Annotated in this window: 19 protein-coding genes and 1 pseudogene; 8 read left to right on the top strand and 12 right to left on the bottom strand. The window is 60.6% G+C overall.

Annotated features, from left to right (window positions below):
• Positions 1-37: 37 nt before the first annotated feature.
• A complete protein-coding gene (locus MRBLMA1_RS05870) occupies positions 38-949 on the bottom strand; it encodes a LysR family transcriptional regulator (protein WP_363735605.1) in 912 nt (303 codons plus the stop codon).
• Positions 950-1,046: 97 nt separating this feature from the next.
• Between MRBLMA1_RS05870 and bla the strand changes: the two genes are divergently transcribed.
• Positions 1,047-1,952, top strand: a complete 906-nt coding sequence (gene bla / locus MRBLMA1_RS05865; protein WP_414714755.1) for a subclass B3 metallo-beta-lactamase — start codon at positions 1,047-1,049, stop codon at positions 1,950-1,952.
• Here bla and MRBLMA1_RS05860 read toward each other — a convergent pair.
• The 9 genes and pseudogenes from MRBLMA1_RS05860 to MRBLMA1_RS05820 all read right to left on the bottom strand — a co-directional run.
• Positions 1,952-2,077, bottom strand: a pseudogene (locus MRBLMA1_RS05860) (IS5/IS1182 family transposase); the annotation flags it as partial. The gene bla and the pseudogene MRBLMA1_RS05860 overlap by 1 nt on opposite strands.
• 24 nt (positions 2,078-2,101) lie before the next feature.
• Complete coding sequence (locus MRBLMA1_RS05855) at positions 2,102-2,893, bottom strand: IclR family transcriptional regulator (protein ID WP_363735604.1); 792 nt, start codon at positions 2,891-2,893, stop codon at positions 2,102-2,104.
• Positions 2,894-3,138: 245 nt separating this feature from the next.
• Positions 3,139-3,498, bottom strand: coding sequence for a nuclear transport factor 2 family protein (locus MRBLMA1_RS05850; RefSeq protein WP_133651609.1), 360 nt, complete (start codon positions 3,496-3,498; stop codon positions 3,139-3,141).
• Positions 3,499-3,591: 93 nt separating this feature from the next.
• Positions 3,592-4,056, bottom strand: coding sequence for a RidA family protein (locus tag MRBLMA1_RS05845; protein ID WP_133651608.1), 465 nt, complete (start codon positions 4,054-4,056; stop codon positions 3,592-3,594).
• A complete protein-coding gene (locus MRBLMA1_RS05840) occupies positions 4,053-4,814 on the bottom strand; it encodes a 2-keto-4-pentenoate hydratase (protein WP_363735603.1) in 762 nt (253 codons plus the stop codon). The genes MRBLMA1_RS05845 and MRBLMA1_RS05840 overlap by 4 nt, the downstream gene beginning before the upstream one ends.
• 87 nt (positions 4,815-4,901) lie before the next feature.
• Complete coding sequence (mhpD, locus tag MRBLMA1_RS05835) at positions 4,902-5,693, bottom strand: 2-keto-4-pentenoate hydratase (RefSeq protein WP_363735602.1); 792 nt, start codon at positions 5,691-5,693, stop codon at positions 4,902-4,904.
• Positions 5,690-7,147, bottom strand: a complete 1,458-nt coding sequence (locus tag MRBLMA1_RS05830; RefSeq protein WP_363735601.1) for a 2-hydroxymuconic semialdehyde dehydrogenase — start codon at positions 7,145-7,147, stop codon at positions 5,690-5,692. The genes mhpD and MRBLMA1_RS05830 overlap by 4 nt, the downstream gene beginning before the upstream one ends.
• A 38-nt stretch (positions 7,148-7,185) precedes the next feature.
• Positions 7,186-7,995, bottom strand: a complete 810-nt coding sequence (locus tag MRBLMA1_RS05825) for a tRNA U-34 5-methylaminomethyl-2-thiouridine biosynthesis protein (RefSeq protein ID WP_363735600.1) — start codon at positions 7,993-7,995, stop codon at positions 7,186-7,188.
• A gap of 26 nt (positions 7,996-8,021) precedes the next feature.
• Complete coding sequence (locus MRBLMA1_RS05820) at positions 8,022-8,909, bottom strand: tRNA U-34 5-methylaminomethyl-2-thiouridine biosynthesis protein (protein ID WP_133651605.1); 888 nt, start codon at positions 8,907-8,909, stop codon at positions 8,022-8,024.
• A 510-nt stretch (positions 8,910-9,419) separates the two neighbouring features.
• On the opposite strand from MRBLMA1_RS05820, the gene MRBLMA1_RS05815 reads away from it, so the two are divergent.
• The 3 genes from MRBLMA1_RS05815 (at position 9,420) to MRBLMA1_RS05805 (ending at position 11,624) form a co-directional block, all read left to right on the top strand.
• On the top strand, positions 9,420-10,844 hold the full coding sequence (locus MRBLMA1_RS05815) for a purine-cytosine permease family protein (RefSeq protein ID WP_363735599.1): 1,425 nt from the start codon (positions 9,420-9,422) through the stop codon (positions 10,842-10,844).
• A gap of 42 nt (positions 10,845-10,886) precedes the next feature.
• Positions 10,887-11,309: a GlcG/HbpS family heme-binding protein gene (locus tag MRBLMA1_RS05810; RefSeq protein ID WP_133651603.1), complete on the top strand. Its 423-nt coding sequence runs from the start codon at positions 10,887-10,889 to the stop codon at positions 11,307-11,309.
• A gap of 120 nt (positions 11,310-11,429) precedes the next feature.
• Complete coding sequence (locus tag MRBLMA1_RS05805; RefSeq protein WP_133651602.1) at positions 11,430-11,624, top strand: tautomerase family protein; 195 nt, start codon at positions 11,430-11,432, stop codon at positions 11,622-11,624.
• Positions 11,625-11,778: 154 nt separating this feature from the next.
• Here the strand turns inward: MRBLMA1_RS05805 and MRBLMA1_RS05800 are convergent, their stop codons facing one another.
• On the bottom strand, positions 11,779-12,576 hold the full coding sequence (locus MRBLMA1_RS05800; RefSeq protein ID WP_363735598.1) for a cyclase family protein: 798 nt from the start codon (positions 12,574-12,576) through the stop codon (positions 11,779-11,781).
• A gap of 369 nt (positions 12,577-12,945) precedes the next feature.
• Between MRBLMA1_RS05800 and MRBLMA1_RS05795 the strand changes: the two genes are divergently transcribed.
• The 4 genes from MRBLMA1_RS05795 to MRBLMA1_RS05780 all read left to right on the top strand — a co-directional run bounded on the left by MRBLMA1_RS05795 (position 12,946) and on the right by MRBLMA1_RS05780 (position 16,028).
• Complete coding sequence (locus MRBLMA1_RS05795; RefSeq protein ID WP_363735694.1) at positions 12,946-14,124, top strand: IclR family transcriptional regulator domain-containing protein; 1,179 nt, start codon at positions 12,946-12,948, stop codon at positions 14,122-14,124.
• 128 nt (positions 14,125-14,252) lie between these two features.
• Complete coding sequence (locus MRBLMA1_RS05790; protein ID WP_363735597.1) at positions 14,253-14,801, top strand: ester cyclase; 549 nt, start codon at positions 14,253-14,255, stop codon at positions 14,799-14,801.
• A 125-nt stretch (positions 14,802-14,926) separates the two neighbouring features.
• A complete protein-coding gene (locus MRBLMA1_RS05785) occupies positions 14,927-15,319 on the top strand; it encodes a CidA/LrgA family protein (protein WP_363735596.1) in 393 nt (130 codons plus the stop codon).
• Positions 15,276-16,028, top strand: a complete 753-nt coding sequence (locus tag MRBLMA1_RS05780; protein ID WP_363735595.1) for an LrgB family protein — start codon at positions 15,276-15,278, stop codon at positions 16,026-16,028. The genes MRBLMA1_RS05785 and MRBLMA1_RS05780 overlap by 44 nt, the downstream gene beginning before the upstream one ends.
• 560 nt (positions 16,029-16,588) lie before the next feature.
• Here MRBLMA1_RS05780 and MRBLMA1_RS05775 read toward each other — a convergent pair.
• The coding region (locus MRBLMA1_RS05775; RefSeq protein WP_363735594.1) for a molybdopterin-containing oxidoreductase family protein at positions 16,589-18,372 on the bottom strand (1,784 nt) is incomplete at its 5' end.

Below are 18,372 nucleotides of genomic sequence, written 5' to 3'. Positions count from 1 at the left end.
ATGTCGGCGAACAGGGACCGATCCGCCTGACCGGCTGTCACGCCATGGCCGGCAAAGCGCCTTCGGACCATGATCGCGCTTCCGCCATGGCCTCATCCAGCAGCCAGCGCCGAAATGACCGCATGGCGTCGCTTTCCCTGCGCGATAAAAGGCGCGTCAGCCAGTAGCGGCCGGCATCGACCGCAATGTCGAATGGCTGGACCAGGCGCTCCGCCATCAGTTCGCTGGTGAACATCGCGACCGGCGCCAGCGCCACCCCCAGTCCATTTGCTGCCGCCGCGACCATCAACGCGGAACTGTCGAATACCGGGCCGCGCAGCACCGGTTGAGGGGTACCCGCTGCCTCGAACCAGCGGCGCCATTCGTCGGGCCGATACGAACGCAGCAAGGGTTCCTGGCTCAGGTCGCGAGGGCTGCTCAGGCGGTTGGCAACCGATGGTGAGCAGAGCGGCGTCAACCTCGCTTCGAACAAGGGTTCTGCATGGACCCCGTGCCAGGCGCCGTCCCCGAACCGGATCGCGAAGTCGAGCGCTTCCGCCGCCATGTCGACGCGATTGTTGTTGGTCGAAACGCGCAGGTCGATGTGAGGACAGGCGCGCGCGAACCCATCAAGTCGAGGAAGCAGCCAGCCGGTAGCGAACGTGCCGACAACACCGATGTTCAGTACCTCGCGAAACCGTCCATCGGCATATTGGTCGAGCATCGCGCCCAGCCGATCGAACATGTCGGCCAGCACGGGCGCCAGCGCCTGTCCGTCGTCGGTGAGTGCCAGACCACGCGGCAGCCGATGGAACAGGCGCGTGCCGAGCCGCCGTTCGAGCTGCGCAACCTGATGGCTGACCGCCCCTTGGCTGACGCACAGTTCGATCGCCGCGCGCGTGAAGTTGAGATGGCGCGCCGCCGCGTCGAAAGCGCGCAGGGCATTAAGAGGAATCTGGGCACGATCCATCCATCATCCATGAACTCAACTCATGGCTCTGTCGAGAAATGATGCTTTGTTTCCGCGTCACTCCTGTCGCAATCCTGCCCGTGAAGGAGATTTGCGAATGTTGAAGATGCGACTTGCAACGGCGGCCGCCCTGGCCGCGCTATTGAGTTCGATCAACGGTTTGGCGCAAACGGGGGAGGATCCGCTGACAAAGCCCATCATTGGCTCTCGAACCGCAGAATGGCTTTCTCCGGCGCCGCCACAGAAGATCTTCGGTAATAGCTATCTTGTTGGCTTCGGGGGCCTGAGTGTCGCCCTGATCGACACGGGTGCGGGCCTGATCCTGATTGATGGCGCGCTGCCACAGGCTGCACCCGCCATCCTCGACAATGTCAGGCGCCTGGGCTTTCGCCCGCGCGACATCAAATATATTCTCAGCACCGAACCCCATTTCGACCATGCCGGCGGCATTGCGGCGCTGGCGCGCGACACAGGCGCGACTGTCGTCGCCAGTCCGCGGGGCGCGGAAGGGCTGCTGGCCGGTCGCCATGCAGCCGACGATCCGCAACACGGCTATGGCGGTTCCTGGCCAGCGGTCGCAAAGGTGCAGACGATCCGCGGCAACCAGAGCTTGCGGCTGGGCAATATGACAGTCACCGCATTGGCGACGCCAGGTCATACGATGGGCAGCATGAGCTGGCGCTGGCAGTCGTGCGAACGGAAGTTGTGCCGGACGATCATATTTGCCGCCAGCCTGAACCCGGTATCGACCGACGACTTTCGCTACACCGCGCCGACCGCACGCCCGATCGTCACCGGCTTCCGTAAAAGCTACGCCACGATGAGCGAAACGCGCTGCGACATCCTGATTTCGGCTCACCCCGACAATGCCGGCCCGGGTCGGTACAACGCCCGGCCAGGGGCCTGCCGCGCTTATGCGGAACGCTCCCGCAAGGCGCTGGAGCAGCGCATGAAATCAGAGCAGCGCCAGGGTCAGGACTCACCGATCAGAGTCAGAAGATAACGGTTGCGGCGCCTGTAGCGGCGCTTGTCATATTTGACGGGCGCGTTGTGCGATCTTCGACCGGGGATGCAGGGTTTGACGCCCTTTGCCTGCAAGACATCCCGGAACCGGTCGGCGTCACGGCCCATGCCGCCCGCGCCCAACCTCTGTCAGGGACCTTTGCTACCACCCTCATTGGCCTTCGCCAGCGCGATTGCGACCTCAATCTCGCGAGCGGTTGCCATCAGTTGCGAAAGCTCCTTGAGATTGAAGGGACCGGGCGACGAACTGTTTCTGGATGCGGAAATGGCCGCCAGCACCCGGCCGTCCGGCATGGCCACGGGAACCGCCACGCATGAAAGCCCCTCGGCGGTCTCCTCATGATCGAATGCTACGCGTTCGCTGGCGATGCAAACCAGTTCATCGCGCAGCTGGGCCGGGTCGGTGATCGTGCGATCGGTGAGTGCCGGGAATGGGCCCGTGGCAAGATAGGCTTCACGCTGGGCTTCGGGCAGATAAGCAAGAAGCACCTTGCCAATCCCCGTGCAATAGGCCTCCAGCTGCAGGCCGACTTGCGTAAACAGGTCGTCCGCGCGGGGGCCGGTCTTGAGACGGTACGTCACCATCTCGTTCTCGAGCGTGCCAAGCTGTACAACGCAATCGAGCTTGTTCGCCAGGCGCGAAAGCTTGCCTACGGCCGCGGCGGCGATGATCTGCTTCTCATCGATCAGTTCGAGAAGGCGCAGCAACCGCGCACCCGGACCCAACTGGCGCCCCGAAATACGGGCGAGAAATCCATCGGCAACGAGGGTCGCCACCTGCCGATGCGCCGTTGCGATAGGCATATCAAGCGATGCGGCTATCGCGGCGACGCTCCGCCCTTCCCTGTCCACAAGCACCGCCTCCAGCATCTGGAGGCTGCGCGAGAGCGCGTTGATCGTAGGCGTTCCGGGCGTGCGCATCAGGCGTCCAGCTTTATGTCTCCGATGGATACGGAACAGTGGGTCAGGCAGACGTCGTCGTCAACTTCACGGGCGTGACTGACGACGCCCCCCACGAGCCGGAGCGCACAGCTTTCGCATTCGCCTGTCCAAAACTTCGGGTTCTGGCTGCGACACCCGCAAGCGCCATTTCTCTTTTTTAGTCGAGCGATAGCATTCGGCTCTGTCGAGCCGTAAAAATCAAGCAACCTTCAGAAAAAAAGGAGTTATTTCATCGCCCCGCGATCAAATATTATCTCCAGATGCTCGATTTTCCCCAAGGTTTCATCGAACGTAAAAAGATCTACAAGACTGGATGCCAGTGACTGGCCGTCCTTCCGCGTCCACTTATAGTCAAAATGTGCGGCCCAAGCATTCTCATTGGCCACTGAACCGTAGATATTGATAATATCCACTTTCGCACTGGTCGTATCACCGTAGAGCCGTTCGTAAAACGGCTCGACCGGCATGCTGCCATAGACCGGTGACTTGACAGTCGCGCCCAAGGCGAAACAGGCAAGCGTCGCTGCCATGTCGCCATTCTCCATCGCCTGGAGATAAGACCGGATGACCTCTTCGCGTCCCATCTGAAACCTCCTCTCGGCTTTGCCGCATGGCTCACCGGAAAATGCAATCTGGCAAAGACCGGACGATCATGTTCCGGTCTTTGCCACCTCAGTTCACTTCGGGTCGAAGGCGATCGCCTTCATCTCGACCAGCAGCAGCGGGTGCGGCAGCTGGTGGACGGCAACGGTCGTCCGGGTCGGCCCATTCTCGCTGAAAAATTCCGCCCAAACTTCGTTGAAACCACCAAAATCGTTCATGTTGACAAGGAACACGCTGACCTCGACGACGTCGCTCAGCGCAAGGCCGGCATGCTTGAGGATCTCGCCGATGTTCCGGATCACGGCACGGCTTTGCTCCTTGATATCCAGCTTCGTGACGCCCATTGCGTCAACTTCGGCTCCTTCGAAGGTACCGTCCTGGCGGCGCGAGCTTGTGCCGGACACGAAGACCAGATCGCCGGCCCGCCGGTAGTGCGGAAAGGCACCGCGAGGTACAGCGAGTTCGCTGATGACAGCTGCCTCAGGCGCTTTTACACCGGCAACAGCGGCTGCCTTGCTCTTGATAGTTTCTACAGTCATTTTGCTACCTGGAATTCGGCAGTACCGAGGTTCTGCACGCCAAGGGAAACGCTTACACCGGGCCGCAGGGCCTCGGCCGAGGTCGCTGCGCCAGCCAGCACGATGTCACCGGGCATCAGGCGCTCTCCGGCCAGGGCCACGAGGCGCGAGGCATCAGCCAATGCGCGATAGGGCTGGCCAAGGATCGCAGCGCTCGAACCGACCTGCACCGGCTTGCCATCGAAGCGCATCACCATGCCCAGGTTGGTGATGTCGTCGATCCGGCGATGCCACGACCCCACGACAAAGCCTGAGGAAGAGGCGTTGTCGGCCACGACGTCAGTCCATGTAAACTTGAATCCTTCGTAGCGGGAATCGATGATCTCGATTGCAGGCGCGATCGCTTCAACCGCATTCTGGGCTTCCAGAAGTGTGATCGGGCCAGCAATTTCCTTGCCGATCAGGAACGCGATTTCCGGCTCGCAGCGTGGGTGCACGTAGCGCTCCATTTCGATGGTGCCGCCGTCGTCCACGCGCATCGCATCGGTCAGGCGGCCCCAGATGAGGTCGGACACGCCCATCTGAACCATCTTCGCGCGGCTGGTGAAGCCCATCTTCACGCCGACCCGGCGTTCGCCACGAGCGATGCGACGCTCGATCGAGCGGGCCTGGATGCGGTAGGCATCTTCGACGCTCAACGCATCGCCAAGCTGACCGATGGGTCGAGCATGAAGCGCGGCAGTGTCCACTGCCTCGGCCATTGCATCAATATCGACCAAAACTCTGCTCCTCAAAACACTGCAACTTCATTTCCCCGCTCGACACCTTCTCAGGAGCGCTGGCTGGAGGGAAGCACTCAAACATTTTCATCCAGCGGCCGGCAGGAAATTCACCGAAACGCTGCCCAAGCCGTTGATGTCGGCTTCGTAAGTCTCGCCGGCCTTTACCGGCACCATCGGCCCCAGAGCACCGGTAAGCACGACGTCTCCGGGCTGGAGCGGCTGCTCGACCTTCGCCATGGTCCTTGCCAACCACAGAGCGGCGTTCAGTGGATGACCCAAGCATGCGAGCCCTGCTCCGACGGAAACCGGCTCGCCACGATTGGACAGTGCCATCCCGCACATTCCGAGGTCCACATCTGCCAGCTTCACGGGCCGGTGCCCAAGGACATATGCGCCGCATGAAGCGTTGTCGGCAATGGTGTCGACGATCGAGATATCCCAGTTGGCGATGCGGCTGCCGACGATTTCCAGAGCCGGAAGAACGAATTCCACCGCACCGATCAGTTCCGCCAGCGTCGTATCCGCATGACGAAGTTCCTTGCCGATCACCAAAGCGACTTCCGCCTCGACCTTGGGCTGAAGAACCTGCTCAAAAGCAATGCTCGCGCCGCTGGGCGCTTCCATGTCGGCAAAGAGCACGCCATAGTCGGGCTGGTTCACGCCAAGCTGCCTCTGCACCGCAGCCGAAGTCAGACCGATTTTCTTGCCCGAAATCCGGCGCCCGGCGGACACGGCAAGCTGGGCATTGATCTTCTGCACTTCGTAGGCAGCGGCAAGATCGTCCGCAGGAAGGAACGTCCTCACCGGCGCGCACGGGCTCTTTGCCGCCTCGGCATTGCGCAGCAATTCTGCGGCTTTTTCAATCATGTTGGTCATAGCTTCACGCAAATATTCTTGAGTTCGGAGTAGAAGTCGAGCGAATGATGCCCGCCTTCGCGGCCGAGGCCGGACAGCTTCGTGCCGCCGAAAGGCGTCCTCAGGTCACGCAGGAACCAGGCGTTCAGCCAGACGATCCCGACGTCGATCTGCGCCGCAACGCGATGCCCACGCTTGAGGTTCGAAGTCCACACGGCCGAGACGAGGCCATATTTGCTGTCATTGGCGAGCATGACGGCTTCTTCTTCGGTGTCGAAGGGCAGCACGTTGCAGACCGGCCCAAAGACTTCTTCCTGCATGCAGCGCGAATCCTGCGCGAGGCCGGTCCACACGGTCGGCTCGATGAACCACCCACCAAGGCTTTCGCTCGCAGCGTGGATACCGCCCCCGGTCATCACTTCTGCCCCTTCCTCGCGGGCGAGAGCCATGTAACCGAGAATCTTCTCGCGGTGCTTCTGCGAGATCACCGGGCCAAGCTGGGTATCCTTGGCCCACGGATCGCCAATGCGCATCCCCTTGGCATGCGCGGTCAGGGCAGCCACAAACTTCTCGTAGATCGGCCGCTCGACATACACGCGCTCGGTGCACATGCAGACCTGCCCGGTATTCAGGAAGCTCGACCGCGCGACGCCAGCGACCGTCTCTTCGAAATCGCAGTCCGCGAAAACGATGGCCGCATTCTTGCCGCCCAGTTCGAACGATACGGGACGCACGCCCTCGGCAGCCTGCCGCATGATCGTTGCACCGGTCCCGGATTCGCCGGTAAAGGTAATGCCATTGACCTTCGACGACCGGACGATTGCTTCGCCCGCGGAATTCGCACCGAAGCCGTGGACGAGGTTGAACACGCCGTCCGGCACACCCGCTTCGGCAATGACCTCAGCCAGCAACGTTGCCGTGCCCGGCGTTTCTTCGGAAGGCTTGGCAATGATCGCATTGCCGCAGGCGAGCGCCGGAGCGACCTTCCACGAAAACAGCAGCAGCGGCAGGTTCCATGGCGAAATGACGCCGACGGTGCCGAGCGGACGACGCTGGGTGTAGTTCAGCGCAATCGATCCGTCCGGCGTCGGGGTCTCGAAAACCTCACCGCCGGTGGTGCGGATCATGGAGGAGAACGCGCGGAAGTTTGCAGCGCCCCGTGGCACGTCCAGCGTGGATGCCAGCGATGCCGGCTTGCCGGTGTCATGAACCTCGGCTTCAAGGAAGTCCTGGAAGCGGCGCTCGATCCCGTCAGCGATCTTGTCCAGCAAGGCGGCACGCTGCTCGGGAGTGGTCTTGCCCCAATCCCCCTTGAGCGCCTTCCGGGCATGGTCGGCGGCTTCGTCCACGAGGTCGGCTCCGGCCTCGTGAACTTCAGCGTAGACCTTGCCTGTCGCCGGATTGATATCTTCGAAGCTGCGGTTGGTTGCCACGAACTGGCCACCAACGAAGTTTCGATATTGGGTATTAGACATCCGATGCACCGATTCAGCTTATCAAGTTGCAAAAAGGCTTATAGTTCGAATTGAACCACCGCAGCGCCCGCACCATAGGTCGGCCCATAGGCCAGCGTTTTGGCCCCGCGGAAGCCGCCTGTGGCTCCGAGAATCCACGCAAGATGCTTCATGCCCATGTCGGCGCCCGTCGCCTTGGCATAGTCGGGCAGCCAGGCTCGCAACGCTGCCACGTCCCCCGCTTCCATGAGCGACAGAAGTTTCCGGTTGTGCACGTCGTCATTCTCGCCGCCGAAATGGTCAGCAGCGATGTCGATCTTTTCGTCGATATATTTGCCTGACAACCCGCCGACGGCAAGCACCGCCACCCGCTTGCCCTGCAATTCGGCTTGCTCGGCGGCCAGCTTTGCCAGTTTTTCGGTCATGGCAAAATCGTGATAGAGATTGTTCGCTGCGGCCACTGCCTTGATCTCACCGGTCGGGTTGACGAAACCGGTGGCGACGATAGTTCCCGTATCGATCGGGAAACCGTCATAATCTACAGCCTTCGACTTGATACCTGCAGCAACGGCGGCCTCGACGCAGGCGTGGACCAGGTCCACATCGGCCCTGAGATTGGCCTGCAGATCGCCAAAGGCGTACCAGTTCTCATCCACATGGATATCAGTGCTGTGTTCGCGTGCCTGCCAAAGCTGATCCAGCACCGCCATCCATTGGGTTGAATAGATGAGCAGAACATCAGGCCTGGATTCAGCCAGTGCCTTGCCGGCTGCCCGCGCGCCCTCTGCCAGGGCCGCCCACGGCGGATTGTCGGGACGAAGGAACGGCAATGGGTTACCCGGGATGAGAAACGCGGAAACAATGCTCATTTCATAAACCTCCAAGGAACCAGGGGTCAGGCGGCGAGACGCCATTCCATGACCGCGTTGCCTGTCCCGATGACCGAACCATATCCGTGCAGCACGGCCGGGATGGTGGGGTAATCCATCGCTGACATCATCCACGGGAACGCGCCGGATTTCACTTCGGCGAAGGCCTCATCGACCCACTGCGGGAAGAGGTCCATGACTTCGCGGATCTTGCCCTCGCGCATCAGGTTGATCATGCGGACGTCCCACTTGTACCCGTCATATCTTTCCGGGTGTTCGCGGCTCATATCTTCCGGCGGAACCGGCTCTTCCTTGAAGTGATAGTGTGAGAAGGTATTCGAGGCGAGCAACACGGCCCGCTTTCCGCTCTTCCGAATAGCCTCACGCGTTGCCACGCCCAGGCGCTCCATCTGCTCCATGCCTTCGCCAAGCTGCAGATAATAAGGCGAATTGTTCGCCGAGATGCCGACGACAGGAATATCCCACTGTGGGCGAACCATGTGCAGCGTGGTGATCGTGCCATAGTCGACGCGAAAATTGGGATTGCGCATCATCTGAGACACCAGGCCGGCCGCTTCGGCTTCCGCACAGCAAGCCTCGGCCAGATCCACATCGATCTGCATGTCGAAATTGTAGCGGAACAGGTTCGGGAAGATCGGATCGACCGATTTCCCCTTCAGATCCTTAACGCCCAGGAAATGATGGCCGACCTGCGTAATCCAGTGCGGTGAATGGACCAGCAGGACATCGGGCTTCAGTTCGTCGATTGCGCGGCGAACGTGGTCATATGCCCAACGAAGCGTTTCCCAGCCACCTTCCGAGCGGGGCTCGTTCTGCGGCGGATTTTCAGCATAGACCAGATGGGGCGGATGAGGTGCAACAAACCCCGCGACAATCTTGCCTTCTCCCGACATAACCACTGGCTCCTTACAAATCTCAAAGAATGAGAGAATGAACTCGTAATCTGTGAGAACAACCTTACACGGCTTTGGCCGGCAGTCAACAGGGCCGGCCCGCGCTTTTGGCGATCCGATGGGTCACGATGCCATTTGGAGAGTGAGGTCAGGCAACAGAGCGTCACCTTCATTTCCTACTGAAATCTCAGCATTTTTGACACTTTCAGGTCCGCTTGACGCCAGATTGCAACATCATTATATCCCATCAAAGAAAATTTATATCTTAATATTGAAGATTTGAAACCGAAGCTGCAAGGGCGCGAGCAAGGCCGGGAAAGTCCGGTTGCAAGGCTCTCAGGCCGATTCTTCCGGGAGTGGAGTCATCGACCCTCGGCCGGGTCTGGTCACGCCAGTCTACCGCGAGATTGCAGCAGCGGCTCGAAACGATTGCTTGCCCCGCACGATGCACCGCAACGTGCGATCCCTGTCCGCCCGTCCCAGAGACGCATCGCGAGAGGCGAATTAGACATGACCCACGAAAGTGTTTCGGAACAGATTGAGGACCACGCCCTGGAACCGGTCCCGGTGGAACTGCGCCAGGGATGGTTGTCGCTCACATGGAACACGACCGGCATGGTGGTCTCCCTGGTCCAGATCTTCTTCGGCGCCCTGGTGACCTTTGTGGCGGGCATCAAGATCGGCCTGATCGCCGGAGCGATCGTGACGATACTCGGCGCGCTGCTTGGCTGGGCCTGCGGTCACATCGCCTATCGCTCGGGCCTGTCCAGCACGGTCCTTTCGCGCTTCTACGGCTTCGGTCGGCAAGGTTCGGTGATCTCATCGCTCATTTACGCGTTCATGATCATCGGCTTTCTCGCCCTCGAAAATGCGCTGCTCTATCACGGCTTCGTGTTCTACTTCCAACTCGAGGACACGGTCACGACCAAGATCCTGATCTATGGCGGCATGACGCTGCTGTGGATCCTGCTTACGGCCTATGGCTTCAAGCTCGTGGCCAAGGTCTCCTCGATCTCGCTGATCCTCTCGCTGCTGGTCCTCGCCTACGTCATGTATGTGGCGGTTGCGGGCAGCCATTACACCGTCGGCGAACTGCTTTCCTTCGGCTCGCAGTTCCCGCCCGAGGCGCTTGAGAAGATGGGCGCGGCCACGGACAAGGCAAAGTTCATCTTCGCCATCAACGTCCTGATCGGCTCGGCCGGAGCGCTCTCCCTGTTCGATGCCGACCTTGGCCGCTATGCGCGTCGCTCGGTCGACATCGGCATTGCCGCCCTGATGGGCAACATCGCGATGGACCTTGTGATGATGGTGACCGGCGGCGTGATCCTTTATGCTGGCGGCCCTGCCCTGATCCAGTTCTACACCCAGGTTCAGGGACTGACGGTCGAAGCTGCGCGGCATGCCGCTCTCCAGAGCCCGGATAGCATCACAGCAGCCTTCGTCGTGCTCGGCGGGACGATGGGCGCGCTCCTGCTCGTTCTCGCCCAGGGCAAGACGCAGGTGCTCAACACCTACAGCGCCTCGCTTTCGCTTTCGAACCTGTTCGACGCCCTCAGCTTCCGCCCCGGCCGCCTCGCCTTCGTGATCCTCGGCAACATCATGGGCCTGCTCATGATCTATGGCAATCTGCTCGAACTGATCAATTCATGGGTGACGATGCTGGGCGTGCTGACCACGGCCTTTGCCGGGATCATCGTCGCAGATTTCTACATCGTCCGCCGCATGTTCGACAACGATCTGGCGACGAAGGTGGCGAACGCGGAAGCCGTCAACTGGTCGGGTGTCGCCACCCTCATCGCAGCCGTATTCATGTCGCATTATGTGCTGTCGGGCATCCTGCCGATCGAGGGTTTCACGACCCTGGCAATGTGCCTGATCATCTATCCGCCGCTGCGCCTGCGACAGCTGAACTCGCTGGTGCCGGCTCACGCCTGAAGGCACTCCTCGTTCAAATCCCGATTTTGCAAAGGTATATCAATGGCAGGACGCAGTATCACTCTCGCTCAGGCACAAGCCCTGGTCGACGCAACGCTGAAGGATGGCCGCGCGCGCAACCTTCAGCCGCTGACGGTCGCCGTGCTCGATCCCGGTGGCCATCTGCTTGCCCTGGCGCGCGAAGACAATTCCTCCAACCTGCGTCCGCAGATCGCGATCGGCAAGGCCAATGGGGCGCTCGCCCTTGGCCTGTCCTCGCGTGCCCTGAACGAAATGGCAGCCGAGCGGCCCACTTTCGTCAATTCGCTGGGCATGATCAGCCCGGGCGGCATCGTCCCTGCTGCGGGTGGCCTGCTGATCCGCAACGCCGACAAGGAAGTCGTCGGCGCGGTCGGGGTTACCGGCGACCTCAGCGACAATGATGAGTTGGCCGCCATGGCTGGCATAGCCGCCATCGGTTTCTGACCATCAAGGCCCGGAAAGCAGAAACGCTTTCCGGGCCTTTTGCTGTCAGGCAGGGCAACAGGGAAATGCAGGCCGGCAAGGCTGCATTCCGACAGAGCCCCCAAAGCGCCAGGACAAGCCATGCCGATCGCCAGCATCCAGATCCTCAAGGGCAGATCGTCCGAAGATCGCAAACTGCTGATCTCGCGCGTGACGGACGCGATCGTGGCCACGCTTGAGGTCCAACCCGTGCAGGTTCGGGTCATCCTCTCCGAGGTCGAACCCGAAAATTGGGGCGTCGCCGGAGTCACGAAGGCCGAGCCTCCTTTGGCCTGAAGCCCTCCTCCGGCAGTTGTTGCAGGAAGTAAAAAGAGCCCAGGCACGCCATAGCGCCTGGGCTCTTTTTCGGCTTTGATCCGGCAGCGGCTTGAAGCCGCCGTGAACCGCCAATTCTCCTCCCCGCGGCAAACCCGCGAGGAGGAGACAGATCTTAACGCTCGACCAGTGCCAGCACGCGGCAGGGGCTGCCCGAACCCTTGATGATCTTCAGCGGCGGCGTGATCAACACGGCGCCGGTCGCCGGGAGCTTGTCCATGTTGGCAAGGCTCGAAAGACCGTAACGGTTGGTGCCGTGCATGTGGTGGTGGCAAGGCCAGCGGGTTTCAAACGAATGGGCCGCACCGGCATCGGTGCCCACCGGTTCGGTGCCGACACCGATCACCTTGCGCTCATGCGCGAGGAAGCCCGGAACGTCAGGGTGCTGGCCGGGCCAGCGGCTGTTGTCCAGGAACTTCTCGGTCGGATAGCGAGACTGCCAGCCGGTGCGCACGAGAACCCAGGCACCTTCCGGGATCATGCCGTGTTCGTCTTCCCATTCCTTCACGTCGTCCAGCGTCATCAGATATTCGTCGTCGGCATCGACCTTGGCGGTGACGTCGATGACGATGGCCGGCGCGATCAGCTTCTCGGCGGGGATCTTGTCCACCGAGCCGTCGGGATAGTCGCGGCCGGTGATCCAGTGGATCGGCGCGTCAAAGTGCGTACCGGTATGTTCGCCCAGATGGATGTTGTTCCAGTACCAGTTGGGGCCGCGTTCATCGAAGTTGGAGATTTCCTCGATGCGGAACGGCAGCGTCTGGTTGAACGGTTCCGGCAGTTGGATGACCGGGGTAGCGGGTTGCAGCGTATGGCTCATGTCGATGATCTCGACCTTCCTCGACTTCAACGCCTGGACAAATTCCTGAAGAATTGAACTCATGGTGAACTCCTTTGATTCCAAGTCCGGCATCGGGGGAATTCCCTGGCGATCCTGCAGCACATTTCAGCGTTGCGCCCGATTGGCCGCTTGCGCCGCGGACGGTCACGTCCGGCTCATGCCTCTTGCTCGGAGACACTCCCAACAAACGACTATTGATGTGCTGACCCGAACCTCAGAAACCCCAGCTCCCTCCGACTCCAAAAGCATATCTTACTAAATGAGATAATTAGATTATGCATTGAGATCGTGCCATCATGCTTCAGTTATGTCAACGCAACTGTTGGCAGCTTTTCGCGGCGATTCCGGCGTTCCCGCCAGGTGCCTCAGCAACTTGCGCGTCACCTAGCCCGCTGATATGCCGCAGCGGCAGTTTTACGTCCGTTCTTTCAAAGGAAGCACATCATTCGCGGCCCCCTTCTAACCCCCAAAAACAGCTCCGTAGGAAAGGCATTCGCCCTCCTCAGGACCATCGCATCGATGGGCCGGGACGTGTCAGCCACGGAGATCGCGCAGGCCACGGGCTCCAATCTTGCAACCGTGCATCGCTTCCTGCTGACGCTGGAGAGCGAAGGCGCGATCGTGCGGACGCGCAACGGACGGTTTCAGCTTGGTCCGACGCTTTCGGATCTGGGTGGCAAGGTCGACGGCGACACCATTCTACTCGACGCGATCCAGCCGCACCTTGAGGAGCTGGCTCTCGAATTCCGCGAAGCGCTGCATTGCGTAGTCCGCGTCGGCAACGAGGCGATGAATTCCACGATTGCGCTGCCCGACAGATCGCTGCTGATCAATCAGGACGTCGGCCGCCCCTTCCCCCTGCACTGTACTGCCGGGGGCAAAGTGTTCCTTGCGGCAATGGGTGAAACACAGCGCAAGGCCTTTGCCGCCAACCTCGAACTCGTGAAGTTCACCGAAAACACGATCACCTCGCCCGAGGCCATGACCGCCGAACTGAACCGGATTGCAGATCGCGGCTACGCGGTCGACGATGGTGAATGGGAAGACGGTCTTCGGTCCGTCGCGGTCCCGTTACACAATTCGAGCGGCAGGGTAATTGCCGCGATCGCGCTTTCGGCGCCCGCCTCACGGCTCGATGACGACCGCGTGATCGAAGTGAAGAATCGCCTGCGTGAAACCTCCAAAAGCGTGGAGCGCCACCTGTTCTCGCAAAGCAAGATCTTCGGAGGCCGTGCAAGGCCGCTCGGCAACTATCCGCACCTCAAGCGCGTGGACAATTTCATCTTCATTTCCGGCACCAGCGCCCGCCGCGAGGACAACAGCTTCGAAGGCGTCCGCTTCAACGAAGATGGCACCTTCGACATCGATTTCCGTGAACAGACCCGCTACATCCTCAATTCGCTCGCCGAGATGCTGAACGATGTGGGCTCCAGCATCTCGGATATCGTCGATCTTCACGCCTATCTGACCGACATGTCCGCCTATGGCGTCTACAACGAAGTTTACGCCACCTTCTTTCCACCCGACGGCCCGACCCGCACCACGGTCGGCGTCAACGAATTCATGCACCCGCATCAGGGGATCATGATCAGGGCAGTGGCTTACAGCCCGCAATCCTGAGTGATCCGGGCGCGGCTACACTGTGTGACGGGGGCTTCTCATCCAATGAGACGGCGCGCCATTTGGCCGTTGACGAGGTCGTCGCTCTTTCGAACTCTTGATGCCGATCTTTTGCAGGATGCAGGTTTATGACCACTGAAGAAATGATTGCGCTCTGGGAGGAACATTGCAGCTACGAGTTCGATACGCGTGATGTCGACGCAACGATGGCGACGATGGTTGCCGAACCCTATGTCAACCACATACCCACTCTCGCAGGGGGCGTGGGGCACGATGCACTGAAGCGCTTTTATCGATATCATTTCATTGGCGGCAATCCTGACGACACGAAATTGACCCTCGTCAGCAGGACGGTGGGCGCAAGCCAGATCGTCGACGAGATGATTTTCAGCTTCACGCACAGTTCACAGATCGACTGGATGTTGCCGGGCATTGCACCGACCGGCAAGCCCGTCGAAATTGCCATGGTCGCTATCGTGAACTTCAGGGATGGCAAAGTCGCGCATGAGCACATCTACTGGGATCAAGCATCCGTACTCGTGCAGATCGGCTTGCTTGACCCGGCAAGCCTGCCGATCGCGGGTGTAGAAACTGCCCGCAAGGTTCTGGATAACAGCCTGCCCAGCAACGAACTTTTGGGCGCGGCCTGGACCAGCAGCAAGCACAAGCCTATCTAGTTCCAGATTCTTTGCGACACCTCCTGCTCGCAAACAAGTCGTTGAGGGGACTCCGGGGGCCTGCAAGTCGGCAGAGCCTGGACTCAACCCGCCGCGGTCAAGTCTGAACAATGGATTCAAGCCCCATGTTGAAGTGGTTTCTGCTGATCCTCGCCTGCCAATTTGCCGGTGAGGTCGTCGTGCAAGTCGTCCGCATTTCCTTTCCCGGCCCCGTGCTCGGCATGGTCCTGCTGCTCGGACTTCTCGTTGTCTGGGGCGACCTGCCAGAAGACCTCGAAAAGGCTGGAGATGCGTTGCTGTCCAATCTCTCACTACTGTTCGTGCCCGCAGGCGTCGGCATCATGGGCAGCGTCGCCATCCTGAAGGCAAACCTGCTTCCTCTGGGCGCAGCCATCGTCTGTTCGAGCCTGCTGACAATCGCCGTAACCGCTGCGACGATGGCAAGGCTGAACCGCGGCCGTCGAAAGAATTGCCATGCGTCTCCGCAAACCGCCAACGACGCTGGCGCCAATGACTGACGTGCAAACCATCTGGGACCATCTGGTAAAAGGCCCGCTGCCACATATCGTCCTGACGCTGATCGCATATCAAATCGGTAGCTTGGTCTATGAGAAGTCCGGCCGGAACTCTGCTTGTAATCCTGTCCTTCTGGCAATTGCGATCGTGATTGCTGTTCTGACACTGACCAACACCACCTACCCCGTTTATTTCGATGGCGCCAAATTCATCCATTTCCTGCTGGGGCCGGCTACCGTGGCGCTTGCCATTCCGCTTTATCGCCAGATCGACACGCTTAAACGTTCGGCGCGCGCGATCCTCGTCAACCTGTTCGTCGGATCAGTGACAGCTTCGGCAAGCGCAGTCATCATTGCCTGGGCTCTCGGTGCCGACAGGGCAACGCTTGTCACGATTTCCCCTAAGTCGGTAACAGCACCTGTCGCAATGGCGATCGTGGAGCAACTCGGGGGAATTGAAGCACTAACAGCTGTGTTGGTAATCCTCACCGGTATCTTTGGCGCAATTGCCGGACCGGTCTTGATGAACCGCATGAAGATCGACGATTGGGAAGCCCGCGGCTTTGCACTGGGCATCGCCAGTCATGGCATTGGCACCGCTCGAGCGCTGCAGGTCAACAAGACCGCCGGAGCATTTGCTGCACTCGCCATGGCGCTCAATGCGATCCTGACATCTGTATTCCTGCCCATCGCCTGGTCGTTGATCGTTTGAGGGACGGTATAGAGCGGGACCGGTGCACATCGCCCTTGTCGACCCGTGCCGACAGCGCTCCCTTTGCATGGCATGGGCAGATGTATTTGATCCGACACCTCGTTCCTTCAACACGTGTCAAATAAACGTGGAAAGAGTGCCAGCTTCCAGCACGACGCGTGTTAAAGCGATTTCCAAGCGATCGGAACCGATCGCTGGTTAAGAAATCGCGGAAAACAAGGAAACCAGAGCGGCGATCTGATTCAATCAGATCGAAACCGCTCTAATCCACGACGATGCTTGTGAAGCCATTTGGCGCAAAACTCCGGATCGTTTCCCACGACGTCGCATCGCAACACAAAAGCGTGGTCCTCGACCGCGTCAGCGGATAGCGGCCTAAATTATACCGCACCTCAAGGGCGAGCCCTGCCCTTCCGTCAGGCGACCAGACGTGCGCTGTGCCGACGCGCTGGGGGCACCATGGTCATCGCACTGCTATCCCGGCCACCTGGCGAACCCGGCCCGCATTCAAAATCTGATCTTCACCGATCCCCGTTGCGGGGGCATTTCATGCATATGGCTCACTCCACTTCTGCGGTTTGGTGCCCGACAATCCTGCTGCTCAGGCGCCGGACATTCACGGGGATGGCGGTCATCCGTGGGATGGCGTTGACGCGCTGATAGAATTCATCGGCGACGATGAGGGCACCGATGGAGACCCCGCCATCCTCGTCCATCTCACCGGTGGCCGGACCAAAGCCGTGCGGGATCGAGATCACGCCCGGACGCATCGTCCCGTCCGCCTCGGCGATCGCGGTGATCTTGCCGACATCGGATTCCAGTTCGATGTGATCGCCATTCTCTATGCCCAGCTCAGCCATGTCGGCCGGATGGATATAGGCCGGATTGAACTTCGCCCTCGCCCGGACGCTCGGCATGCCGATCGTGCCGACGCTGTTGAACATGTGGCGCATCCGGCGGGAGCTGACGAGGTGGGTGAACTTCCTGCCCTTGCTGACAATATTGTCGGGCGTGATGGCATAGGCCAGCGCCTCTTCGAGCTCGCCTCTCACGTCGGCGGGCATCACGTCGAATTTGGCCGTGCCTTCCGGGCGAGGCGCCGCCACCCGCTCGGACGCGAACGGGAAGGAATTGCCGCTCGGATATTGCTTCATCTCGTCGAGCTTCACCCGGCCGTCGGCGGCGCGAATGGCAAGCAGGTCGTCGGTGGTCACCGTGTCGAGGTCGATCTTGGTCGTGTGATTGTATTCGATCTCCAGCCCGAGCCGCTTGGCGATGCCGGTATAGACCTGCCAGTCCTCGACCAGCTCGGACCCCGCGGGCGGCGGCACGGCGGCCGGCGTATACTGGATCCAGTTGATGGTGGTGAAGACGATGGTGGGAATGGTCAGCGGCAGGTCCGCGCGCTCGTAGGGCATTTTCGGCGGCAATATGTAATCGCAATATTGCGAGGTCTGGTGCATGAACGGGTCGATCATCACCGAGAGTTCCAGCGACTTCATCGCCTCAACGACTTTCTTCTGGCCCGGAATGGCAACGACGGGGTTGCCGCCCTGGATCAGCAGGCCGCGGATCTGTCCCTTGCCTGGGGTGAGGATCTCGTCGGGAAGCGTTCCGCTCATTTCCTCGCGGTTGAGCAGCGTTCCAACGCCGCGGATGCGGCTCGGCGGGACATGCTCCCAGGTGCGCGAGGGCGGGATCACCTCGGGATAGATCGGCGCCTCGGGGCTGAGCATCTCGACGAGCGTGGTGTCCCCTTCGCGCAGGAAGCGTCCGCACACGACGTTCATGGCGTCTGCCAGATGCTGGGCCACGTTCGAGTTCGGCCCGAAATTGTTGCCCGTCCCCGTCGAAACCGGCCCGCGCTTTGAATCGCGCGCGAACATCTCGGTGGCGGCGCGCAGCTGGCCCTCGGGCAACCCTGCGCGGTGCGTCACCATCTCCTCGTTAAATGGCTCGACCGCCTCGCGCAGCGCGGCCATGCCCTCGGGGCCGACATAGCGCTCGCAGAATTCCTTGTCTTCCCAGCCTTCGGCCAGGATCATGCGGATCATGCCCGCGGCGATCGTCGCGTCGTGGCCCGGGATTGGCTGAAGATGGATGTCGGCATAGCGCGCGGTTTCGGTCAGCCGGGGATCGATGACGATGAGCTTCATGCCCCGCGCCCGCGCCGCCTTCATCGTGCGGACCGGGTCTGACATCAGGAAGTTGAGCGATGCGTGCGAGATCAGCGGGTTGCTGCCGAAGACCATCATCACATCGGCGGTATCGAAGCGCTGCGGGCCGGCTGCCCAGAAACCCATGCGCTCATAGGTAATCATCTTGGCGGACTGGTCGAGCGTAT

This window comes from Sphingobium sp. LMA1-1-1.1, from assembly GCF_040676365.1.
In the GTDB taxonomy this organism is placed as follows: Bacteria; Pseudomonadota; Alphaproteobacteria; order Sphingomonadales; family Sphingomonadaceae; genus Sphingobium.
This window is presented reverse-complemented; position numbering and strand designations above follow the sequence as displayed.

What these genes read in the sequence shown, in the direction of transcription:
- MRBLMA1_RS05820 (WP_133651605.1), bottom strand. Translation starts at nt 8,909, where the DNA reads ATGTCGGGAGAAGGCAAGATTGTCGCGGGGTTTGTTGCACCTCATCCG.
- MRBLMA1_RS05845 (WP_133651608.1), bottom strand. Translation starts at nt 4,056, where the DNA reads ATGACTGTAGAAACTATCAAGAGCAAGGCAGCCGCTGTTGCCGGTGTA.
- MRBLMA1_RS05780 (WP_363735595.1), top strand. Translation starts at nt 15,276, where the DNA reads ATGCGTCTCCGCAAACCGCCAACGACGCTGGCGCCAATGACTGACGTG.
- mhpD (WP_363735602.1), bottom strand. Translation starts at nt 5,693, where the DNA reads ATGACCAACATGATTGAAAAAGCCGCAGAATTGCTGCGCAATGCCGAG.
- MRBLMA1_RS05855 (WP_363735604.1), bottom strand. Translation starts at nt 2,893, where the DNA reads ATGCGCACGCCCGGAACGCCTACGATCAACGCGCTCTCGCGCAGCCTC.
- MRBLMA1_RS05800 (WP_363735598.1), bottom strand. Translation starts at nt 12,576, where the DNA reads ATGCCGGACTTGGAATCAAAGGAGTTCACCATGAGTTCAATTCTTCAG.
- MRBLMA1_RS05825 (WP_363735600.1), bottom strand. Translation starts at nt 7,995, where the DNA reads ATGAGCATTGTTTCCGCGTTTCTCATCCCGGGTAACCCATTGCCGTTC.
- MRBLMA1_RS05810 (WP_133651603.1), top strand. Translation starts at nt 10,887, where the DNA reads ATGGCAGGACGCAGTATCACTCTCGCTCAGGCACAAGCCCTGGTCGAC.
- MRBLMA1_RS05805 (WP_133651602.1), top strand. Translation starts at nt 11,430, where the DNA reads ATGCCGATCGCCAGCATCCAGATCCTCAAGGGCAGATCGTCCGAAGAT.
- bla (WP_414714755.1), top strand. Translation starts at nt 1,047, where the DNA reads ATGTTGAAGATGCGACTTGCAACGGCGGCCGCCCTGGCCGCGCTATTG.
- MRBLMA1_RS05850 (WP_133651609.1), bottom strand. Translation starts at nt 3,498, where the DNA reads ATGGGACGCGAAGAGGTCATCCGGTCTTATCTCCAGGCGATGGAGAAT.
- MRBLMA1_RS05830 (WP_363735601.1), bottom strand. Translation starts at nt 7,147, where the DNA reads ATGTCTAATACCCAATATCGAAACTTCGTTGGTGGCCAGTTCGTGGCA.
- MRBLMA1_RS05790 (WP_363735597.1), top strand. Translation starts at nt 14,253, where the DNA reads ATGACCACTGAAGAAATGATTGCGCTCTGGGAGGAACATTGCAGCTAC.
- MRBLMA1_RS05785 (WP_363735596.1), top strand. Translation starts at nt 14,927, where the DNA reads ATGTTGAAGTGGTTTCTGCTGATCCTCGCCTGCCAATTTGCCGGTGAG.
- MRBLMA1_RS05870 (WP_363735605.1), bottom strand. Translation starts at nt 949, where the DNA reads ATGGATCGTGCCCAGATTCCTCTTAATGCCCTGCGCGCTTTCGACGCG.
- MRBLMA1_RS05815 (WP_363735599.1), top strand. Translation starts at nt 9,420, where the DNA reads ATGACCCACGAAAGTGTTTCGGAACAGATTGAGGACCACGCCCTGGAA.